The organism is Caballeronia sordidicola, assembly GCF_000729995.1.
Lineage (GTDB): Bacteria > Pseudomonadota > Gammaproteobacteria > Burkholderiales > Burkholderiaceae > Caballeronia > Caballeronia sordidicola_A.
In genome coordinates this window covers 66152-87509 of the sequence record NZ_JNFG01000017.1, presented here as the reverse complement: position 1 = coordinate 87509, position 21358 = coordinate 66152, and the positions used below count along the sequence as shown (strand labels likewise).

The 21358-nt window shown below is 58.4% G+C and carries 18 protein-coding genes; 8 read left to right on the top strand and 10 right to left on the bottom strand.

Annotated features, from left to right (window positions below; genetic code table 11):
• Positions 1-64: 64 nt before the first annotated feature.
• The 6 genes from FH08_RS0117440 to FH08_RS0117415 form a co-directional block, all read right to left on the bottom strand.
• Positions 65-1546 carry an HsdM family class I SAM-dependent methyltransferase gene (locus FH08_RS0117440; RefSeq protein WP_031359559.1) on the bottom strand — a complete coding sequence of 494 codons (1482 nt, stop codon included), beginning with the start codon at positions 1544-1546 and terminating at the stop codon, positions 65-67.
• The gene (locus tag FH08_RS0117435) at positions 1543-3048 is read right to left on the bottom strand and encodes a restriction endonuclease subunit S (protein ID WP_075583346.1); all 1506 of its coding nucleotides are present in this window, start codon (positions 3046-3048) and stop codon (positions 1543-1545) included. Before FH08_RS0117435 ends, FH08_RS0117440 begins: the two co-directional genes overlap by 4 nt.
• A complete protein-coding gene (locus FH08_RS0117430; RefSeq protein WP_031359557.1) occupies positions 3048-5831 on the bottom strand; it encodes a DEAD/DEAH box helicase family protein in 2784 nt (927 codons plus the stop codon). Before FH08_RS0117430 ends, FH08_RS0117435 begins: the two co-directional genes overlap by 1 nt.
• A gap of 354 nt (positions 5832-6185) precedes the next feature.
• Positions 6186-7082 (bottom strand): alpha/beta fold hydrolase, encoded by an 897-nt coding sequence (locus FH08_RS0117425; RefSeq protein ID WP_031359556.1) that lies wholly within the window; start codon positions 7080-7082, stop codon positions 6186-6188.
• 37 nt (positions 7083-7119) lie between these two features.
• Positions 7120-8172, bottom strand: coding sequence for a DedA family protein/thiosulfate sulfurtransferase GlpE (locus FH08_RS0117420; RefSeq protein WP_031359555.1), 1053 nt, complete (start codon positions 8170-8172; stop codon positions 7120-7122).
• A gap of 153 nt (positions 8173-8325) precedes the next feature.
• Positions 8326-9003 (bottom strand): FadR/GntR family transcriptional regulator, encoded by a 678-nt coding sequence (locus FH08_RS0117415; RefSeq protein ID WP_031359554.1) that lies wholly within the window; start codon positions 9001-9003, stop codon positions 8326-8328.
• A gap of 172 nt (positions 9004-9175) precedes the next feature.
• Between FH08_RS0117415 and dgoD the strand changes: the two genes are divergently transcribed.
• Complete coding sequence (dgoD, locus tag FH08_RS0117410; protein ID WP_031359553.1) at positions 9176-10324, top strand: galactonate dehydratase; 1149 nt, start codon at positions 9176-9178, stop codon at positions 10322-10324.
• A gap of 301 nt (positions 10325-10625) precedes the next feature.
• Positions 10626-10931 (top strand): hypothetical protein, encoded by a 306-nt coding sequence (locus FH08_RS0117405; RefSeq protein WP_031359552.1) that lies wholly within the window; start codon positions 10626-10628, stop codon positions 10929-10931.
• 26 nt (positions 10932-10957) lie between these two features.
• Here the strand turns inward: FH08_RS0117405 and FH08_RS0117400 are convergent, their stop codons facing one another.
• The gene (locus FH08_RS0117400) at positions 10958-11893 is read right to left on the bottom strand and encodes a CopD family protein (RefSeq protein WP_031359551.1); all 936 of its coding nucleotides are present in this window, start codon (positions 11891-11893) and stop codon (positions 10958-10960) included.
• 448 nt (positions 11894-12341) lie between these two features.
• On the opposite strand from FH08_RS0117400, the gene FH08_RS0117395 reads away from it, so the two are divergent.
• The 4 genes from FH08_RS0117395 to FH08_RS0117380 all read left to right on the top strand — a co-directional run bounded on the left by FH08_RS0117395 (position 12342) and on the right by FH08_RS0117380 (position 17139).
• Positions 12342-13103, top strand: coding sequence for a c-type cytochrome (locus FH08_RS0117395; protein ID WP_031359550.1), 762 nt, complete (start codon positions 12342-12344; stop codon positions 13101-13103).
• Between the two features lie 21 nt (positions 13104-13124).
• On the top strand, positions 13125-14423 hold the full coding sequence (locus FH08_RS0117390; RefSeq protein ID WP_031359549.1) for a c-type cytochrome: 1299 nt from the start codon (positions 13125-13127) through the stop codon (positions 14421-14423).
• A gap of 266 nt (positions 14424-14689) precedes the next feature.
• On the top strand, positions 14690-15310 hold the full coding sequence (trhA, locus tag FH08_RS0117385) for a PAQR family membrane homeostasis protein TrhA (protein WP_031359548.1): 621 nt from the start codon (positions 14690-14692) through the stop codon (positions 15308-15310).
• 296 nt (positions 15311-15606) lie between these two features.
• Positions 15607-17139 (top strand): DEAD/DEAH box helicase, encoded by a 1533-nt coding sequence (locus tag FH08_RS0117380; RefSeq protein ID WP_031359547.1) that lies wholly within the window; start codon positions 15607-15609, stop codon positions 17137-17139.
• Positions 17140-17378: 239 nt separating this feature from the next.
• Here FH08_RS0117380 and FH08_RS0117375 read toward each other — a convergent pair whose 3' ends face one another.
• Together FH08_RS0117375 and FH08_RS0117370 are read right to left on the bottom strand one after the other, a co-directional pair.
• Positions 17379-17894, bottom strand: a complete 516-nt coding sequence (locus FH08_RS0117375) for a hypothetical protein (RefSeq protein ID WP_031359546.1) — start codon at positions 17892-17894, stop codon at positions 17379-17381.
• 86 nt (positions 17895-17980) lie between these two features.
• Positions 17981-18808 (bottom strand): ferritin-like domain-containing protein, encoded by an 828-nt coding sequence (locus FH08_RS0117370; protein WP_031359545.1) that lies wholly within the window; start codon positions 18806-18808, stop codon positions 17981-17983.
• Between the two features lie 749 nt (positions 18809-19557).
• On the opposite strand from FH08_RS0117370, the gene FH08_RS0117365 reads away from it, so the two are divergent.
• Both FH08_RS0117365 and FH08_RS0117360 read left to right on the top strand, forming a co-directional pair.
• Positions 19558-20337 (top strand): DeoR/GlpR family DNA-binding transcription regulator, encoded by a 780-nt coding sequence (locus FH08_RS0117365; RefSeq protein ID WP_031359544.1) that lies wholly within the window; start codon positions 19558-19560, stop codon positions 20335-20337.
• A gap of 330 nt (positions 20338-20667) precedes the next feature.
• Positions 20668-20865, top strand: a complete 198-nt coding sequence (locus tag FH08_RS0117360) for a hypothetical protein (RefSeq protein WP_031359543.1) — start codon at positions 20668-20670, stop codon at positions 20863-20865.
• Positions 20866-20959: 94 nt separating this feature from the next.
• Here the strand turns inward: FH08_RS0117360 and FH08_RS0117355 are convergent, their stop codons facing one another.
• Entirely contained in the window at positions 20960-21340 is a 381-nt protein-coding gene (locus FH08_RS0117355; protein ID WP_031359542.1) for a hypothetical protein, read from the bottom strand.
• Positions 21341-21358 lie beyond the last annotated feature (18 nt).

Here is a 21358-nt window from a genome sequence, read left to right as displayed (position 1 = left end):
CCTCAGCATCTCTCGAAGAACTGCTCTTGCCTGCGGCTGTCGGCATAATGCAGGGATGTGACGATTAGGCATTAAGTGCGGCAGCAATCGCTCGGAAGCTATCTAGCCCAGCCTCGAGGTTGTCGATTATGTCGATGGCCAACTCGTCCGGTTCGGGAAGATTGTCGAGGTCGGCAAGCCTTTTGTCCTTGAGCCAGAAAATATCAAGGCTGGTTTTGTCCCGAGCCAAGATCTGCTCATGAGTGAATTTGCGCCAACGGCCCTCGGGGTTGCTCTTCTCGCTCCACGTTTGCTTGCGCTTAAAGCGGTTGTCCACGTTGTAGCAGGCGATGAAATCCTTTAAGTCCTCAAAGCGGAGCGGCTTCTTTTTGAGCGTGTGATGAATGTTGGTGCGGTAGTCATAGAACCAAACTTCCTTGGTCCAGGGGTCTTTGCTGGCGGCATGATTGTCGAAGAACAACACGTTTGCCTTAACGCCATTGGCATAGAAGATGCCGGTCGGCAGGCGCAGAATGGTGTGGAGGTCGGTGTTTTCCATCAGCTTCTTGCGAACAGTCTCACCAGCACCGCCTTCGAACAAAACGTTGTCAGGCACGACTACGGCAGCACGCCCGGTGGTCTTCAGCATGGTGCGGGTGTGCTGAACGAAGTTGAGCTGTTTGTTTGACGTGGTGGCCCAAAAGTCCTGGCGGTTGTAGGTCAGGTCGTCCTTTTCCTGTTCACCTTCATCATTCGTAAAGCTCATAGAACTCTTCTTGCCGAAGGGTGGATTGGCAAGTACGTAGTCGTAAGTTTGCGGCGAACTGGCGACCAACGCATCGTTAGGGGAAACGATGCTGTCCCCGTCTATCTCGCCGATGTTATGGAGGAACATGTTCATCAAAGCGAGTCGGCGGGTGCTCGCGACGATCTCGTTGCCGTAGAAGGTGTCGTGCTTGAGGAAGGCTTTTTGTGCCTTATTCATCTGGTGCGTCGTCACCAGAAAGTCGTACGCGGCGAGGAAGAAGCCGCCGGTGCCACAGGCGGGATCGGCAATCGTCTTGTTGGGTTCGGGGCGGACACATTCAACCATGGCGCGAATGAGGGCGCGGGGCGTGAAATATTGGCCGGCGCCAGACTTGGTATCTTCGGCGTTGCGTTCGAGCAGGCCCTCGTAGATGTCACCTTTGACATCAGCACCCATGGTGACCCACTGAGTTTCGTTCACCATGTCGATCAGGCGATACAGCTTGGCGGGGTCCTGAATTTTGTTCTGCGCCTTGGTAAAGATCGCGCCGAGCATGCCAGGCATGTTGCCCAGTTCGCGCAATAGCGTCACGTAATGAACCTCCAACTCTGCTCCTCGCTTGGCCTTGAGGCTCTGCCAGTTGTACTCGGCCGGGACGCCAACCTTGCGATTATGGGGTGGCTGGCTGTACTCGTCCGCCATTTTTAGGAAGATCAGATAGGTGAGCTGCTCCAGATAGTCGCCGTAGCCCACGCCATCGTCGCGTAGCGTGGTGCAGAAACTCCAGACCTTTGAAACGATGGATGCGGTTGCGTTCATTTGAGGGTTTTCTTGCCTTGGAGTTGGGCGGACTTTTCCGCCTCAATGCGTGCGAGCTGGACCGAAGCGGGTTCCTCAGCGGAGTCTTGTGGAACCAGTTTGCCGGAGAAAGCTTGCTTTAGGATGGACTGACGCAGCGCTTCAGTCTGTTGCAGGGCATTAGTTATGGTGTGCTCTAGATGGTCTGTCTCAGATAGTTTGGGTTCCAGCAATTCCATAATTCCGTTCTGCTCTTCGAAACTGCAGATGGGTACCGGGATGTTTTTGATGTCCTCACCAGAAACACCTGATTGGCCCGCCGTCGTTCGGATCTTTGACTCAACGAAGCGGCGCGAGGCCCCCGAGTTCAATGCCTTTTCCAGATATGCAGTGGCGATCTGTCTGGAAAAAACTCTTGTTTGAACCAATTTGTCCGGAAACAGCCTTTTTTCGTCAGACCGGTATTCAGCACATACACCAACATAACGTCTCGACCCATTGTAACGGGTGAAAACCAAGTCTCCTCGTTGCAGGTAATAACTGTCGAGCTCCCCCCCTGAGTTTTGGATATGTCTGATGTCAGCCATATCAAAGAACATTGGGCGCACCGCGCTGATTCGAAAAATAGGTGCCCCAGTGTCCCCCTCAGGCTTAGCAGAGATGCCATTCCTCACATGCGAACATAGATCTCCGTATTTGATCCATACCCAACCGATTTCCAGTTGAGGCAGCTCAGCAAGTTCTTCAGCAGTCAGTAACGATGGCGTTTTTGGAGCTTTGGGTCTGGCTCCCTCTTTGCCACCTGCCTCCCATTCGGCGAGTTGTTCTAGATAGCGTTGCGCACGCTCATGTTGAATACTTTTCAGCAGGGCATCGGCGGTTTCGAGTTTGTCTGGGTTGTTGGCGCGCCATTGAGCTGTGAGCTTGCCTTCGAAGGCGTGCTTTAGGAGGGCTTGGCGGTACACCTTCAGCTGGGCCTGGGCGGTCTTCAGGCTTTCAATGCCCTGGTCCAACTCGGAGAACAGCTCCTCGATTTTGGCAACAATGCGATGTTGTTCGCGGAGTGGGGGTAAGGCAATTGGCCACTCTTTGATGATGCCTTGCGAAATGTTTGGCTGTGCGCCGCCTTTTCCGGCCTTGATGAGTGTTTCCCTCTCAGATAGGAGAAAGTAGTAAAGATATTCTTTATCAACGGCCTCACTCGGAACACCGACAGCGCACGCCTGGTTAGTTGAAGCGTCAATTCCCCATATCGACAATTTTCCGATGGTTGCTCCATACATCGCGATACCGACCGAGTTCTTGGGAAAAATCTTAGCGCTTGAATTGTTCAGCGCCTCTTCCGAGATTTTTTCTTCAGAACAGCGGATGTACTTTTCTCCCAATTCTCCCGTTTTGATCCAGGGAATCGTTCCTACAAAATATCTTGCAACTGCCCGCGAAGGCGTTCCGCCGGAACCCCACGAAGCAATTTCTCGAAGAGTAGTAGGATGCCAGCCCGGACAAATTGATTCGTCTCTCATTACGCCACCAACACTTCATTCAATTCGTCCAGCAGCGTATCCATCTTCGTCCCAAACAGTTGATACATTTTTCCCAGGCCGCCTTGCCCATCAAAGGGCGACATTTCCAAATCGCCGCGCTCGATGTGAAAAGAGTTGGCGACGTGGTCGCGGATCATACGCAGCCAATTCATTTGTTCCTCGTTAAATTTTTCACTGCCGCCGGAGTGGTGCTTCATCACCCAATTCTGAAAGTTACGGCGAACGGTGTCGTCGAAGGTGGATAGCTTTTTATCCATGCCGCAGACGTGGCGAATGAGCGCCACGAGCGCCGTGAGTTCGCTGATCGGCTGCCCGCCCTTGTAGTCGTCCAAGTGGCTGTAAGCCTGCCACACCCGCAGTGGCGCGAGCTTGGGTTTGTCCATCTTGAGCTTGTCGACTACCTCCCGAATTAGGTCGAAGCTGAGTTCGCGCCTTCTGTACGGCTCGCTGAAGAAGATGGTGAGCGCGCTGATGTTGTCCTGTTTGGACTTCAGGTATTCGACGAACTCATCGGTGATGGCCTGGGCATTATTCGCAGCGTCCTTGTCCCATTCGGCACGCAGAAGAATGTCGATGTTGTCGTGGTCGATCGTTTGCTCTTTATCGCGGCGGATGGCGTCGATGAGTTCGATCAGCTCGCCGTTGAGGACACTGGAGGCGGTATTTATCAACTGCTCCTGCGCTTGTTGGCGCTTGCTATCGCCGGGGTCGAAGCCTATTGGGAGGCCGGCCAGCTCCAACGCTCTGGCTTCAATGTTATCGGCGTCGATAGCGCCGAACAACCTGCCGACGATCTGGCTGAGCTCGATGCCGCCGGCTGCATCGCGGACTTGCCGTTGCTCGTCGGTATCGAGTTGCTTGTTGAGGCGGGCCAGACGGCCGGCAAGGGACGACACTGTGTCTTCGTCGGTGGCGCCCATCATGACGGCCATGGCCAAATCCTTGAGTGGGATCGAGGGCTTGGTGATGAGGGGCTGGCTGGCAGTCTTTAGCGACTTGGTAACGCCAATGGCATCGACGATGACATAGTGGGTCTTGGCGCTCTTAGCGGACGGCGTGACCTTCCTCAGATCGTCCATTTCAAGCGTTCGGGTGCCGCGCCCCTTCATCTGCTCGAAGTAGTTGCGGCTTTTGACGTCGCGCATGAACAGCAGGCATTCGAGCGGTTTGACGTCGGTGCCGGTGGCGATCATGTCCACGGTGACCGCAATGCGCGGGTAGTAATCGTTCCGGAACTGGGCTAGGACAGACTTGGGGTCTTCTTCACTCTTGTAGGTAAGCTTTTTGCAGAAGGCGTTACCCTCGCCAAATTCTTCACGGGCGGTCTGGATGATGTCGTCGGCGTGGCTGTCGCTCTTGGCGAAAATGAGGGTCTTGGGCACTTCTTCGCGGCCGGGGAATATTTCCGGCAGCTTGTCGCGGAAAGTACGGATGATGGTTCGAATCTGATCCGGGTTCACGATATTGCGGTCAAGCTGCGTGGCGGAGTAAGTCTCGTCTTCGTCTTGCTGTTCCCAGCGCTTCTTGCGGGTGAGCTTTTCCCGCCGCTCAACCTGCTGCTGTGCTTTGATTTCGCCACCGGCTTTGGTGATCTGCGTTTCGATGACGTAAATTTCATTGCCGACATTGACGCCATCGGCCACGGCTTTTTCGTGGCTGTAATCGCTGACGACGTTTTTCTTGAAGAATCCATAGGTCCGGTTGTCAGGCGTGGCGGTAAGACCGATCAAGCTGGCGTCGAAGTAGTCAATAACCTGCTGCCAGAGGTTGTAGATCGATCGGTGGCATTCGTCGATATAGATGAAGTCGAAGAACTCCGGAGGGATGTTGGCGTCATAGACGACGGGCATCGGCGCCTTGGGCTGAACGAGCTCGGCTGGATTGATTTGTTCGGTGGCTTCGTCGAGCTCAGTTCCCTTCAGGATGGAATACAGGCGCTGGATGGTACTGATGCATACTTGGCTATCCTTGGCGATGTACGAGGATTTGAGCCGCTGGACGTTGTAAAGCTCAGTGAATTTGCGGTTATCGTCAAGCGGAACGTAGGACATCATTTCCTGCTCGGCCTGCTCGCCAAGGTTCTTGGTATCGACGAGAAAGAGGATGCGCTTTCCCTCGGCGTACTTAAGCAGGCGATAGATGGAGGTAATGGCGGTGTAGGTCTTGCCGGCACCGGTGGCCATCTGGATCAGGGCACGAGGTCGGTCTGCCTTGAAAGATTCTTCCAGGTTGTTGATGGCAATTTCCTGGCAGTCGCGCAGGTGCAGTTCCTGAGCGGGCAAGTGGTTCGAATTCAAAGCAGGGATGGTCTGCAAGCGCCGGCGGAGGCTGGAGCCTTGAGATAACCATTCCTTGATGGTTTCCGGGCGATGGAAATTGAACACCTCCCGGGAGCGGGGCTTGGGGTCACGGCCGTCGGTGAAACGGGTGATGATGCCGGTGCTCTCGTAGAGAAAGGGCAAGGGACCCTTGTTATTCACCCACTTTAGTTTGGCAGCAGCGTATCCTTCGGTCTGCTGTTCGACTTCGATGATTTTGTGGCCAAGGTCCTCCTTCTTTGCCTCGATAACTCCCACTGCTTTTTTGTCGACCCACAACACATAATCCGCCGGACCGACATCGGTTTGGTATTCCCGGACAGCGATGCCAAGCCCTGCGCCGAAATCAATCTTCTTCGCTGACTGAACGACCCAACCTGCTCGCTTAAGCAGCGCGTCAATATTGTCTCGGGCTTTTTGTTCTGGATTCTGGTTTTCGGTCATACGCGAGATCGCTCTTGGCCCTAGTTGGCGTCAAGCGAATGATAAAGGAAGTAGCGTCACGCCTCGCCGATTAATGCCGCATCCCGCCAGTATTCGGCGGCATCTAAAATCGGCTTGGCGTATTTGTCCCCGCAGTAACGGCTCATTCGAATTTCAGATCAAAGAAGAGGTGAGAAGCATAAGCGGTTTTTAGTAAGGATCGTCAAAAGATGTGCGGCCGTGTCCACGTGTCGCGCTCGCCTAGCATAGGCTGCGCTGTTCGATTTCGGATCTTGCGAGAGATCGCCAGTGCGCCGGATACCTTATTGGTTGGTTTCTCGCGGGCGATCCATTCGCATCGATTGCCTCAATACGCTAAGCGGCGGAAACCATCGCCCCTACAGTCCGATTAAAGACGCTCGCATGCGTCACATTCATCCCATGCGACGCGCCTTCAATCGTCACTCTCTGCGCACCATGAATCCACCCTTCCAGCGCCCCCACCGCATCCCGAAACATCCGCGGACTCTTCTCCCCATCGATTAGCAGCGTCGGGCATTGCACCCTCCCCGCATCCCGCGCATCGTACGCAGGCAACGGATCTCGAAACTGGAGCGCCAGCGTATTCGCGTTATCCATCGCCATCGCCTTGAACTCTTTCGGACTCCTCGCCCAGAACCCGGGCCGGCTCACCGAATCGACAAAAAGCTCCAACCCCGCATCCACTTCCCCGCTACCAATCAACTCCGCAGCCTTCGCCCGCAGCGCATTAACCGGCGCAGGCAAAACCGTCCGCGCTCGCCCATCATCGCCCGGCCGAGACACCGCCCCACCGGGATCAGCGAGCACCAACGACTTCACCAACTCCGGATATCTCACGGCAAGATGAAACGCAACACACCCACCCCGCGAGTGCCCAACAACATTCACCGCCCCAACACCCAGCCGCTCAACAAACCGCCCCAACTCATCAACATGCGCGTCCCAGCTAAATTGCCGCGAGCCACCGGCCATCGCACCAAACCCCAAAACCCTCGAAGGCCAGTAATGCGAAAGACTAGGCGCGACACATCGATACTGCTTCGCAAGCGGCCCTAACTGCGGCTTCCAGTATCGAAAGTCACAAAGCGACCCATGCACGAACAGCATCACCTCGTGATGCTCGTGCCCGGTCTGTACAAAGGGAACTTGCAGGCCATCATCCAACGTGGCGATATCCGGCGCTGGCAGGCCAAAAAGTTGCGAGGGATCCACCCTATCCAACAGCTTCATCCGACGCAGCTCCGGTTAGCAAAAAACAACAAAAAACTCACTCCGGCGCCGTAGCCCGAACGGTCACCATATCGCCCATGCTCCGATCATCGTCGTCATCGAGCGTAGGGGAAGAGGAAGACGAAGACACCGCAGAACCCGTCCGCAACGAATCAAAAGGAATAGCCTCCACCGGAAACCCCTTCTTCTCCCACGCGTCCAACCCGCCCTTCAGCGGCCGCACGTTCCGAAACCCCTTCGCCTGCAACTGCCGCACAATATGCTTGGCCGTCGCTTCATTCGGACACACGCAATACACCACGACCTCGTGTTCCTGAAACATCGGATCGATTTTCCTCGACGACTCCAGGTCCAGCGGAATCGCGCCTTTGATCCGATGCGCCTCCTTCTTCCTCACCTCTTCCGGCCGGGCATCGAAAATAACCGGCGGCGCATCCGACCGCATCATTTCATCGAGTTGTTCGGGCGAGATCCGATACTTCGCGAGCCATCGACGGAACTGGATGCGGCGCGCCCATCGATACGCGAAAAACGCGCCCGCGGCCATCCCGAGCACATCGAGCGCGGTGAGCCCATACGTCCTCACGAACACCAGCAGATGCGCCACTTCGGCATTCAGGATCGCGCCGCCGAGCATCCACGCCGACGCCCACAACGTAGCGCCCACCAGATCCCAGAACACGAAAACGCGCACATCGATCTGCGTCGTCCCGAGCAACGGCGACGACACCAATCCCAATCCCGGAACGAATTTAGAGAGCGCGAGCAAAGGCACGCCGAACCGCTCGAACCAATGCCGGGCGGTACGCAAAGTGGTATCAAGGGAAAGTGAGAACCGCACGAGCGAGGTCAGGAACCGCCGGCCATATAACCGCCCGGCAGCAAACCAAAGCGAATCGGCGATAACCACCGCAATGACCGCGGCCGCCAACATATGCCAGAACGAAGCCAGCCCGGCCGCGACTAACGTGCCGGCGAGCACCAGCATGGGTGCAGCGGGAATGGGGACGCCGAGTTGGGTGGCGAGCACGCTGACGAACACGGCCCACGCGCCCCACGAGGACATGACGGAGATCGGGACGTGCGGCAATTCGGGCTCCTTCGGAAGGATGCGGAGCGCCGCGTGTCGGATAGAACAGCTAAAAACCTCGGCTAAAACCAATCCCAAACAGCGCTCGGACCCGCAACTTTATCGCGAAAATGAAATTATCGCCGAGCGCGCCGAACGTCGTTTATCTCCTCCCTACCCCTCGATCCGCGCCCGCGTCACGCCGAGCAAACCGCCCATCGCGTCACGCGCCGCCGCCGAATTCCGCGCGACGATGGCATCGAAAACGGCCGTATGTTCCGCCATCGATGCGTTGAAAACCTCCGCCCGCCGCGCATTCAACCGCAACTGCGCCTCGAGCGTGCGCTCGATCAGCGTCCCGAGCGGCACCAGCAATTCATTGCTGCACGCATTCAACACGCTCAGATGAAACCGCAAATCGGCACGAACCCATTCATCGACATTGCGCGCGTCCAGCATCGCCCTATGCGCATCGCCGAGGCGGGCTAACGCGTCGTCATCATGATTCGCGGCGGCCAACGCAGCAGCATAAGGCTCGACCATCTCGCGCATTTCCTGCAGCTTCAGCGCGAACTGCAACGGCTTCGCAACACGCGAATACCACTCGAGAACATCGGCATCGAGAAGATTCCAGGCATGCTGCGGCCGCACGCGCGTCCCAATTTTCGGCCGCGATTCAATCATTCCCTTCGATGTCAGCGTCCGCAGCGCCTCCCGCAGCACGGTCCGGCTGACGCCAAAACGCTCCATCAGTTCAGCCTCGCGCGGCAAAGTGGACGCAGGCGGGAAATCGCCGCGCAGAATCTCGGTGCCAAGTTCATACGCCACGCGTCCGTGCAGATCGTGCTGGATAGCTTTCCCCTTTTTCGCCGAAACGTAATGCTAAAGAACCGACGTGATTATACGGACCCTTTCCCGACAAGCCTTTCCATCAAATAGTACTATTAATATACACAACAAACCAATTTTTGATAGCATAGAAACCCTCGTTCCCCACTCACCGGAAAAATCAGGAGACGCCAGCATGAAAATCACCAAACTCGAGACTTTTATCGTTCCGCCGCGCTGGTGTTTCCTGAAGATCACGACCGATGAAGGCATCGTCGGCTGGGGCGAACCGGTCGTGGAAGGCCGTGCGCACACGGTCGCAGCCGCGGTCGATGAACTGTCGGACTACCTGATCGGCAAGGACCCGCTGCTGATCGAAGACCATTGGCAAGTCATGTATCGGGCGGGGTTTTATCGCGGCGGGCCGATCGGCATGAGCGCGATTGCGGGCGTAGACCAGGCGCTGTGGGACATCAAGGGCAAGCATCACGGCGTGCCCATTCACGCGCTGCTCGGCGGTCAGGTCCGCGACCGGATCAAGGTGTATTCGTGGATCGGCGGCGACCGCCCGAGCGATGTCGCGAACAACGCGCGCGCCGTCGTGGACCGCGGTTTCAAGGCGGTGAAGATGAACGGTTCGGAAGAACTTCAGATCATCGATACCTTCGACAAAGTCCAGGCCGTCATCAACAACGTGGCTGCTGTGCGTGAGGCCGTGGGACCGAATATTGGCATCGGCGTGGACTTCCACGGCCGCGTGCACAAGCCGATGGCGAAGGTCCTCGCGAAGGAACTCGATCCGTTCAAGCTGCTGTTTATCGAAGAGCCGGTGCTGTCGGAGAACGTTGAAGCGTTGCGCGACATCGTGAACCAGACCAGCACGCCGATCGCGCTCGGCGAGCGCTTGTACTCGCGCTGGGACTTCAAGCACATCCTGGCGGGCGGTTACGTGGACATCATCCAGCCGGACGCGTCGCACGCGGGCGGGATTACGGAGTGCCGCAAGATTGCATCGATGGCCGAAGCCTACGACGTCGCGCTCGCCCTGCATTGCCCGCTCGGCCCGATCGCGCTGGCGACCTGCCTGCAAATCGATGCGGTCAGCTACAACGCCTTCATCCAGGAGCAAAGCCTCGGAATTCACTACAACAAGGGCAACGACCTGCTCGATTACATCAAGAACCCTGAAGTCTTCAAATATGAAGACGGCATGGTGATGATCCCGCAAGGGCCGGGCTTGGGCATCGAAGTGAACGAGGAGAAGGTGCGCGAGATGGCTAAGGTGGGGCATCGCTGGCGCAATCCGGTGTGGCGTCACGCGGATGGCAGCGTTGCCGAATGGTGATATGAAGAATTGCGCTGCAGCGCACTATGCAGAAGCGGCGGTCATCGTAGAATAGCGTTTATTGAGACAGCAATTTCGTCTCGATGGCGTTGCGTAACATGCTGGCGGGTTTTCATCGGCCAACGGGTTACGGCGCCGGAAGCGGCTTCCTTGTGGCACATAAAGTCTCACGAAACCTATGTGCCGCAAGGCTTTGCCGCAATGGCGACGCCTGGCCCGTGTTTTGCATTATCTGGCGTACGTGTGTTTGTTTCGACCCAGCGCCCGGGAAGAGCGCGACGACCAAGTTAGAGAGTCCAGCATGTCTTACTACACGCTTCCAGATGAATTCGTCCGCACGCAGATGGCCGTCGGCGCGTTGGTGCTGTTCGGCGTGCTGCGCGTGATCTGTGCCGCCATGGGCGCCCAGCACGGCTGGCGCATGAAGACTGTGACGCGCTGCTTTATCGGCGCGGCGGTGCTGTTTTGCTTGCCCCAGCTCCTCGATGTGCTGATGTCATCGCCCATGTCGCACCGAGCGTTCATCGAACTGCAAGGCAAGGCGATCGGCTGCGCGCTCGCGCTGTTCTGCGCGCCTATCGTGAGTCACAGACTGGGCTACGAGTAACTATCGGCGTCTTCTTGTAGCCTGAATTAACCCATCGCAGAAAAACCCGGCACGCTGTGCGACAGCACGGCGGCCGCGACAAACACAGCAACAATCAGCAACGCCTCCATCCGCATCACGCCGGTGAACGTGTGCGCGTCGACTGTCGATGCAGTGCGTTGCAATCGCGGCATGACGGACCATCGGTTCATCGCGCCGAGTAGCAACGCGGTCGCGACCAGCACGCCTTTCACGACCAGCGCGTGGCCCCAGCCACTTGTTTCGAGCGCTTGCGCCGATCCACCCAGCCCGCGCCACGCGTTATATATCCCGGTGAGAATCACCAGCGATACGGCAACCACCGCCGCCGTGGAAACCTTCCCGGCGATACGAATCAAAAACGCCCGCGCAAGCGATGTCCCCAGCGCCGGCAACACCCGCCACGCGCTCGCGATAACCAAGCCGCCCCAAGCGGCAGTTGCCAGCAAATGAACGGTTTGCACGCCTTCGGCCAAAGAAAACGCGCCGGCATCGGCGGCATGTCCCACCGACGCCTTGCCCGCCGCCGCCACGAGCGCCCCGACCGTGAACAGCCCGACCCGCGGTCCGCCCTTCGGGTTACCCAAGACCGTAGCCAGGATCAGCAGCACGCTGCCGGCGAACGCAATCGCCCAGCCCATGCCGGCGTGCGTGCCCGTCACGACGGTGACAACGGCATCGAAGGCTTGAAAGAGAGGCGCACCGCTCATCGATGCCGCCTGCAACCACACCAGCACAAGATCAGCCAACGCGAGCACGACTGCGCCGCCCGTGCTCAACTGCCTTGCCCTGACCCAGCCGAGACGCGCGGGCGAAACGGGTGCAGCCGCATTTTCCTTCGATAACCACACGCTCAGGAACGCCCCGCCGAGCGAGCAGGCAAACGCGATGTCAGCGAGCGCCGCAACGAGGACTTGAGCGAACCACAGCGGATCGTCACTCATGACCGCGACTCAACGAAGCGAAGAAATTCAGGCTGAAAGGAAACAAGGAATGCATTGAAGGTTCGATGAAGGGTCGAGGAAGAAACAAAAACAAAACAAACCGCCGGAACGCGAGTCTAGCGGAACGGGCACATGGAATGCACCGGAGCGCAAGGACATCCAAGCGCCACAAAACCGCCGCTAAACGTCGCAATTTCCACCGATGCTTCGTAAAACATCGTCTACCGTTAACTGTCACGCATAGTCAAAAACCCCTGTCGATCGGTCGCGTGACAAATTGTCGCGTACACGTTGAAAGTGCGACGCAACAGGGCTATGCCCAAATAGTCATCATCAGGCATCGATGATAGAATGCCGCGTCGCATCAGGGGCTCGCAGAGCCAATGTGGCAATGGTTCACCACATATTCGCACCGGGCCGAACGAAGCTCGGCAGGTCCTCGAAATTCATGGAGTGTCGCGTGTCTTCAAGACGCATCTTTCGTCCGTTGCTCGCCCCGCTAATGGCTCTGGCGCTGATCGGCACAGCCAGCATTGCCGGCGCAGCAGAAGCCCCGGCGCCCGCTCAAGCCGCCGCCCAGCCAATGGCGCCGGACACCATGGCAGCGCGTGTTCAGGGTTGCACGGCATGTCACGGCGTCCACGGCGAAGGCACGGACAACGACTATTTCCCGCGGCTTGCCGGCAAACCGGCTGACTACCTGTACAACCAGTTGCAGAACTTCCGCGAAGGCCGCCGGAAGTATCCGCCAATGAACTATCTCGTCACGTATCTCTCGGACGACTACCTTCATCAGATCGCCACGTATTTCTCGGAACAACGTCCGCCGTATCCGCAACCGGCCAAGCCGACTGTGTCGGGGACGACTTTGTCGAAAGGCCAGCAGATCGTGCTGAACGGCGACGCGGGCCGCGGTATTCCCGCCTGCGCGGCGTGCCACGGCACGAACCTGACGGGTATGCAACCGGCTATTCCGGGTCTCGTGGGATTGCACCCGGACTACATCAGCGCGCAGCTTGGCGCCTGGCGTGCGGGCTCGCGTCACGCAATCGCACCTGACTGCATGCAACAGATCGCCACCCGCCTGACCGACGACGACGTGACCGCTGTCGCCGCCTGGCTCTCCACGCAAACCGCACCGGCTAATCCGGTACCCGCGCCCGCAGGCTCGCGCAAAACGCCGCTCGCCTGCGGCAGCGAACCGCAATAAGGCGCGAGGAGCGAGAAGAATATGAAACGCAAGTCCCTGTTCGCACTTTCGGCTGTTGTTGTCATTACGGCCGCCGCAGCCGCTGCCGCACTCTGGTCAGGTGGCGAGACCTTCCATTCGGGCGGCGCCGTTGCCGCCGTGCCCGCCGACCAGACCGAGCTGATCAAACGCGGTGAATATCTGGCGCGTGCCGGTGACTGTATTGCCTGCCACACGGTTCGCGGCGGCAAGACGTTTGCCGGCGGCCTGCCCATGCTCACGCCGTTCGGCACGCTCTACACGCCGAACATCACGCCCGACGACCAGTACGGTATCGGCAAATGGACGTCGGAAGATTTCTACCGGTCGATCCATCTCGGTCGCTCGAAAGATGGCAGCCTGCTGTACCCGGCCATGCCGTTCACGGCTTATACGAAGGTCACGCGCGCCGACTCGGACGCCATGTTTGCGTACATGCGCTCGGTGCCCCCGGTCAATGTAGCCAGCCGTCCGCACGAACTGCGCTTCCCGTTCAATCAGCGCAACATGCTGATTGGCTGGCGCGTGCTGTTCTTCAGCGAAGGCGAATTCAAGCCTGATCCGACCAAATCGGTTGAGTGGAACCGCGGTGCTTACCTGATCGAAGGACTTGGCCATTGCAGCATGTGCCATACATCGATCAACGCAATGGGCGGCCCGGTCAGCTCGGCAGCGTTCGGCGGCGGCCTGATCCCGTTGCAGAACTGGTATGCGCCGTCGTTGACGTCGAACAAGGAAGCCGGCCTCGGCGACTGGGACATCAAGGACATCAACTCGTTGCTTAAGACCGGCGTGTCGCAACGCGGCGCGGTGTTCGGTCCGATGGCCGAAGTGGTCCACAACAGCTTGCAGTACTTGTCGGACGCGGACATCAACGCCATGTCGACGTTCCTGAAGTCGATCCCGCAAAAGGGTGAAGCGCCGGAAACGATGCAGTTCGAAACATCGGCGCAATTCGGTTCGGAGTTGCTGCAACAGGGCAAGAAGATCTACACGGAAAACTGCGCGAAGTGCCACGCGGAAAATGGTCTCGGCAAACCGCCGGCCTACCCGCCGCTTGCCACGAACCAGTCCATTCAGATGCAATCGGCCGTGAACCCGATCCGCATGGTGCTCAATGGCGGTTATCCGCCGAGCACGGACGGCAACCCGCATCCGTATGGCATGCCGCCGTTCGCTCAAGCGCTGTCGGATACGGAAGTCGCTGCGGTCGTGACGTACATTCGTATGTCGTGGGGCAACCACGGTACGCCGGTGGCGCCGCAACAAGTCAGCAACCTGCGTTCGGCACCGCTCGACTGATAAAAGAAGGGTTTTCCGCAGGTAGCGTAAAATACGCTGAAAGGCGCAAGCAGGGCGCAGGCCTCGAAACCGGGGCTGCGCCCTTCTTCTTTTTTGAGCACGAACAAGCTGGAACGCGGGCAGGCACGCTGGACGGGCCTCGAGGGCGGTAAAATGCCGGGGTTGGTTTGTTTGGTTGCGCGGGCTTGGCCCGGGCCTCACATTTTCTGAAAGCAGAAAAGCGCGGCGTTGCAGACGGGATCGCAATATCGCGATGAGGATGGTCGATGCATTTTGGTGAGCGGTTCAACAGCGTTACCCATCTCGTCGGCTCGGTGCTGTCGGTGGCAGGGGTCGCTACGCTCGTCACCATGGCCGCGATGGAACGCGACCCGTACAAGATCGTCAGCTTTGCCGTGTACGGCGCCATGTTGCTCGTGCTGTACACCATTTCCACGCTATATCACTCGGTTCGCAGCCCGCGGGCCAAGGCGGTATTGCAAAAATGCGATCATTCGGCCATTTACTTGCTGATCGCGGGAAGTTACACACCGTTCACGCTTGTTACGTTGCGCGGCCCGTGGGGCTGGTCGCTATTCGGCGTAAGCTGGGGGCTCGCCGCTCTCGGCATTGTTCAGGAACTCACGCTCGGGCGTCGAACCCGCAGCGTATCGATGGTGATTTACGTGTTGATGGGTTGGCTCGCGCTCGTAGCCGTCCGTCCTCTCGTTACAGCATTACCGCCCGCCGGCACGGCGTGGCTGCTGGCCGGCGGTTTGATCTACAGCGCAGGCATTTACTTTTTCATCAACGACGAGCGCATCCGGCACGGACATGGTATCTGGCACCTGTTCGTACTGGGCGGCAGCTTGTGTCAATTCGTCAGCATTGCACGCTACGTTGCGTGAGTACGTTGCATGAGACTGCCCTAATCGGCACCTAATGCCTGACGCGAAGCGTTTTACGGCGTTTCAAATGCAACTTAACGCCAGTCAGCGTGTCTTGATAGCGCGTTGATCTTCGCGGCATCTTTCCCGGCGCTCGTAGCGTGTACCTCGAGCAAGCGCCCCGAACGTCATGCCGCCCGATTTCCTCGATCGTCGTACGCACGCACCTAGTGGTGCGGGCCGCCTTTTTTGGGGCTTCATGCCTCTTGGGGCTTTAAGCGATAGCGCCGGTCGTCATACCGAATCTGTGAATACTTATGTCTTTTGATTCCCTCGGCTTGTCCGAACCCTTGCTTCGCGCTGTCAACGAACTCGGCTACACCGTCCCTACTCCCATCCAGTTGCAGGCCATCCCGGCCGTGCTGAACGGCGGCGACCTGCTCGCAGGCGCCCAAACCGGTACGGGTAAGACAGCAGGCTTCACGCTGCCTATCCTGCAACGTTTGTCCGAAGCACCCGCGCCGGCCGCCGGTGCGAAGCGCCCGGTCCGCGCGCTGATCCTCACGCCTACGCGCGAACTCGCGGCGCAGGTGGAAGAAAGCGTGCGTGGCTACGGTAAGTATTTGAAACTGAAATCGACCGTGATGTTCGGCGGCGTAGGCATCAACCCGCAAATCGATGCACTGCGACGCGGTGTGGATATCGTCGTGGCAACGCCAGGCCGCTTGCTCGATCACATGCAGCAGAAGACCATCGACTTGTCGAAGCTCGAGATTCTCGTGCTCGATGAAGCCGATCGCATGCTCGACATGGGCTTCATCCACGACATTAAGCGCGTGCTCGCCAAGTTGCCGCCGAAGCGCCAGAACCTGCTGTTCTCGGCTACGTTCTCCGAAGAAATCAAGACGCTCGCGGACGGCCTGCTCGACCGCCCGGCGCTGATTGAGGTGGCGCGTCGCAATTCGACGGTTGAAGCCATCGCGCAGAAGATTCACCCGGTTGATCGCGACAAGAAGCGCGAGTTGCTCACGCACCTGATCCAAAAGAACAACTGGTTCCAGGTGCTGGTGTTCACGCGCACGAAGCATGGCGCGAACCGGCTCGCCGAGCAGTTGGCGAAGGACGGCATCAGCGCGCTCGCCATTCACGGCAACAAGAGCCAGTCGGCACGCACCCGTGCCTTGGCCGAGTTCAAGGACAACACGCTGCAAGTGCTGGTGGCGACGGATATTGCGGCGCGCGGTATCGATATCGACCAGTTGCCGCACGTCGTCAACTTCGATCTGCCGAACGTGCCGGAGGATTATGTTCACCGGATCGGACGGACTGGACGGGCTGGCGCAACGGGTGAGGCGCTGTCGCTGGTTTGCGTCGATGAACATCAGTTGCTAAAGGACATCGAGCGCCTGATCAAGCGGCCGATTCCGCAGGAAGTTATCGCGGGTTTTGAACCGGATCTGACGCAAAAGCCGGAACCGATTCTCCGACGCGGCCAAGGCGGCGGTGCGCGTCAAGGTCAAGGTGCCCCGCGTCAGGGTCAAGGTGCGTCGCGTCAGGGCGCGCCGAAGCAATCGAACGGCGGCGGGCGGGCATCGGCCAAGCCGGCTGGTAATGGCGGTAGTGGCGGCGGTAATGGCAATGGTAATGGGAGTGGTGGCAACGGTGGCGGCTACGGTTCGCGCTCGCCGAAACCCGTTGCAGCGAAAACCGGCGGCAATGGTGGCGCGCCGCGCAAACCCGAAGGCTCACGGCCGGCTGGCGCTGCGCTGCTCGGCGGCAAGCCTCGCAATGAAGGCGGCGGCGGTGCAGGTCGACGCGATACGCCGCGCACCGGACAACGCGGGCGTTAAGTGGCGTGATAAGGTGGGTGGGTTGCTCGCCTGTGCCTTCTGCGTGTAACGACCGCCGAGGCGGGGATGTTGTGCGAGCGTTGCTGCTTCAGGCGAGGCTGCTTCAACCAAGGCTGCTTCGAGCATGGCTGCTTCGAGCCTCGCCATGCTGGCGAAAAGCCAGGTGCCCACCTTCTCTCTCTGCGGCGTAGCCACCCCACATAGCACTCGAAGCGGAGCCTCGGCTCCGCTTTTTCGTTTCAAGCAGCGGCGCTCGCCGCACGCTTCAGCACATCGATCTGTTTCTTCCAGCGCGCCAGCACCGCATCCCCCTGCCCTTGGGCAAACTCGAATCCAATGCCCTGCACGAGTCGCGCATAAGGCACTTTCTGCCATTCCCCGCTTTCTATCGTTGCGATAAAACACGTGACCGGTGCACCCTCCAATAGCGCAATTTGCGCCTGAAGTTGCACCTGAAAGAAGGCTTCATCGAAGACGAAAGTCAGTGTGGCGCAACCTGTCTTCGACACCAACCGCGCCGCCCGCGATTGCGGCCACAACGAAAAACACAACGTGCCCGGATCCGGCGCGAACAACTCGCCAACGCTTAACAGCGACGTGCGAACGCGGCCTTCATCGGCTGCGAGCAACGACGCCGTGAAGCCCGTTTTTGTATCGATCGACGTGCCGTCGAACAACGTGCGCAATTCGGCAGGCCATTCGTCGAACGTGCCGTGCTCGATACCATGATCACCGGACGCAGTGAAATCAGTCATGCGGATCTCCGTGAAAAGACGATGGCCCGCGCAAGCGGGCCATCGATTAAAGCGTACCGAACCGTTCAATGCAAACGCCGGTTGACCTATCGGAAGAACACGTGCTGCGTGATCTTCGCTAGCGGATAGTGCACGCTGGGCTGAATTCGGGCCGGCAGATCGAGTGGCTTGAGCAACATTTTCACGCACATATCAGCCGACAAATTGCGCCGGACTAGCGCATTCACACGCGCCGCCAACTCGCGATTGTGCGCGGTGTCATGCGCGCGCTCCGGATAGCGGATGGCAAATACATGGCGCAACGCAATCTCGGAATCCTCATTCTTGATTTCCATTACACGACGCAGCAATGCGCCGAGAACCGCGAAGCGGCCGTTGCCCTCGATCCTGTTGTACTTCTTGAAAAAGCGGAAGAAGTGCTTGTAGTGGCGGACTTCATCTGTGCGAATGTTGTCGGTAAGTTGCTTGAGCACCGGGTCATCCGAGCACTCGTTGATTGCCCGATACAGCGTGGCCGTCCCGGTTTCAACCACACATCGCGCGACCATTTCCAGCGCACGCGTTTTTTCGAAGTCCTCGACTGAACACGTCAGCGAGTATTCGGCGAAGAAGTTCTTGAATGCCGTATCCCAGTCGAACTCGGGCCACACATGATTGATATAGGTTTTCAACGCGCGACCGTGCTGCATTTCTTCCGGTTCCCACTCATTGTTGAGCCAGTCGGAAACTTCGGGATCGTCGTTGAAATAGGTGCTCAAATTGCTCGTATAAAGATCGGTCCCGCTCTCAATGAACGAAGCCGCGCAAAGCAACAGGAGAAGGTGTTCGTTAGATGCCGCTTTGCGCCGGTCGATCCGGGACAGGTCAATGTCTTCGATTCGCCAGGGCATCACATGGGTACTATTAGTGTGCATAAAAATCGCGCTCCCAAAGCTGTACTGAACGCGCCGTCAGCCAAACCGGCCGAAAATCAGGCGACGCCGTGAACGTAAGTCGCGGCGTCCTCATGTGGTTAAAGACTTGGATTCTGCATCTTAGCCGGGTTGCAACTAAGCTGCAGGCCCCAAGACAGACCGTCAGAACCACATGTCAGTTCCGGATACCGCTTAAATCAGCATAAATCGTACCGGGCTGGAGGGCGTTGCGATAACGCATGTCACGACTGATTCCCACCCGCTTACAGTCACATTTCGGCAAGCTACTCAACGACGATTCGGCAATGGCGTTTTCACCGAGCGATTTTTCATACTGAATCCGTACACAGCGAAATACAGTTAGGCCGCTAAGCTGCGTTCAGACTCGACACCATCAATTTTGCCATCCTGACGAGTTGGTGCGCAGAACGCGAAGCATGCAATCCGTACGCTCGGTATAGACATCGGGACATGCGGATATATACACGTTTGGGTCACGTGAGAACGGCTCCATCCCAGGCCATTCGTACTTGCCCCACGACGTAATGCGTCGTAACGAACTTGTCGCTCTCAATGGGCCGCGCGAGCCGCAATCTCCCTTAGCAAGGCGCTCGCTGGCGAGCTTGCCTGGGTATCGCCGGACAGTGATTCCCAAAGGCCAAGACGGCTGATCGAGCATTGCGGGACTGCCGGCCCTTTCCCTTACAATACGGGCCACCTCAAGACAATAAAGCGCACTCTTCGACGCCATGACACGAGATCCCCGCATCACCTTGAACGCACGACAGCAAGAGCTGCTCGACTGGGTGCAACGCGATGGCTTCGTGACGGTAGAGGACCTGGCCACGCATTTCGACGTCACGCCGCAAACCATTCGCCGCGACGTCAACTGGCTCTCCGACATGAACCTGCTGCGCCGCTATCACGGTGGTGCAAGTCTCCCGACCAGTTCGGAGAACGTCTCATACACGGCGCGCCAGCGCATGTTCCACGACGAAAAGCGTCGCATAGCCGCGCTGGTCGCTCAGCACATTCCCGATCAGGCATCGCTCTTCATCAACCTGGGCACCACGACCGAGGAAGTTGCCCGGGCGCTCAATCGGCATCGCGGCTTGCACGTGATCACGAACAACCTCAACGTGGCGAGCATGATGAGCGGTTACCCCGAATGCGAGGTGCTGATCACCGGCGGCATTGTGCGGCCCTGGGACAAGGGCATTGTGGGCGAGCTGGCTATCGACTTCATCCGCCAGTTCAAGGTGGACTTCGCGATCATTGGGGCGTCGAGCATTGAAACCGACGGCACGCTGCGGGATTTCGATACTCGCGAAGTCCGCGTGGCCGAAGCGATCATCAAACACGCCCGCACAGTATTCCTCGCCGCCGATCATTCGAAGTTCGGCCGCCCGGCGCTCGTCCGGCTCGGTCACCTGAGCCAGATCGACGCGCTGTTCACCGATGCCCCCGCGCCACCCGAAATGGCCCAAACGCTCGCCGAGGCAAACACGCAGGTGTTCATAGCGGACTGACATCCGGCCCCAAAAACCTGCGCCTCCGGTGCGCGCTGGCTGTGTGCACTGCGGCAGGAACCTCAGGTAATTTCTACGATTCCGCTTGTCCGCCGAACCGCTTTCGCGCCCCAAAAAAGTCAAACCCAATATTTTCCGCAAGCGTTTGGCACGCGTCAGACAAGTGCCTACAATCAAATCCCGGCAACGAAGCGCCGCTTTTCGGCGCCGCGAACCACGCTATGCATCATGCGTCTGCCGATCGAAGTTCCTGCCTCGCGCAAACGTTCCAAAGCACGATTGCCGGTCGCCGACCGGACAAAGTGCCGTTAGATCGTCATGGAGAACACGATGCTCAGTCCGCATGAATTTGCCACACTGCTCCTGTTGCAAGACGCCCCCCATCAGATGGACATGGTGCGCGACGAACTCGACGCCTTGCTCGAACGCCAGCTTGTCCAGTTAGAAAATCTCGCGTCTGGACGCCAACTGTGGAGCCTGACGGCTTCCGGTGACTCCACGATCAAAGCAATCAAACGGTATTCGTAAATCCGCTTTTCGGTCAGCTCACCCTCGCAGCGAGTGAATCAGGCTGCGAGCGGGTGAATTACCGAGCCGATTAGCGAACCACTTAGCGAACGTCTTAGCCAGCGCGCAACGTCGGGTCGACGGTTGCGCGCCAACTAAGCGCTTGCGCCCGCTGATCCGCGAAAAACGAAGCCCACGCGCTTTGCGCCGCCGCTGTACGGCTAGCATTAAACGTTGCATATTGACTCGCGATTCCCGCCTGGAACGCGCAGTACTGCTCCTTCGGCAACTTGCCGCGCTTTTGCGCGATGTAGGCATCGAGAAACGCCGAATAAACACCCTGCGCGTCTGTGCCGTAATCCACGGCGCTGCCACCGCACATGGCCTGAAGCGCGGCCAGGGACGGCGCTCGACCAGACCCCGCCACATCAGGCGCGGATAAACATCCGCCCAGCATCAGCGCGCTTAGCGCGCCGGCCACCAGCATCTTTCGCATTGCATTCACTCCTTCATC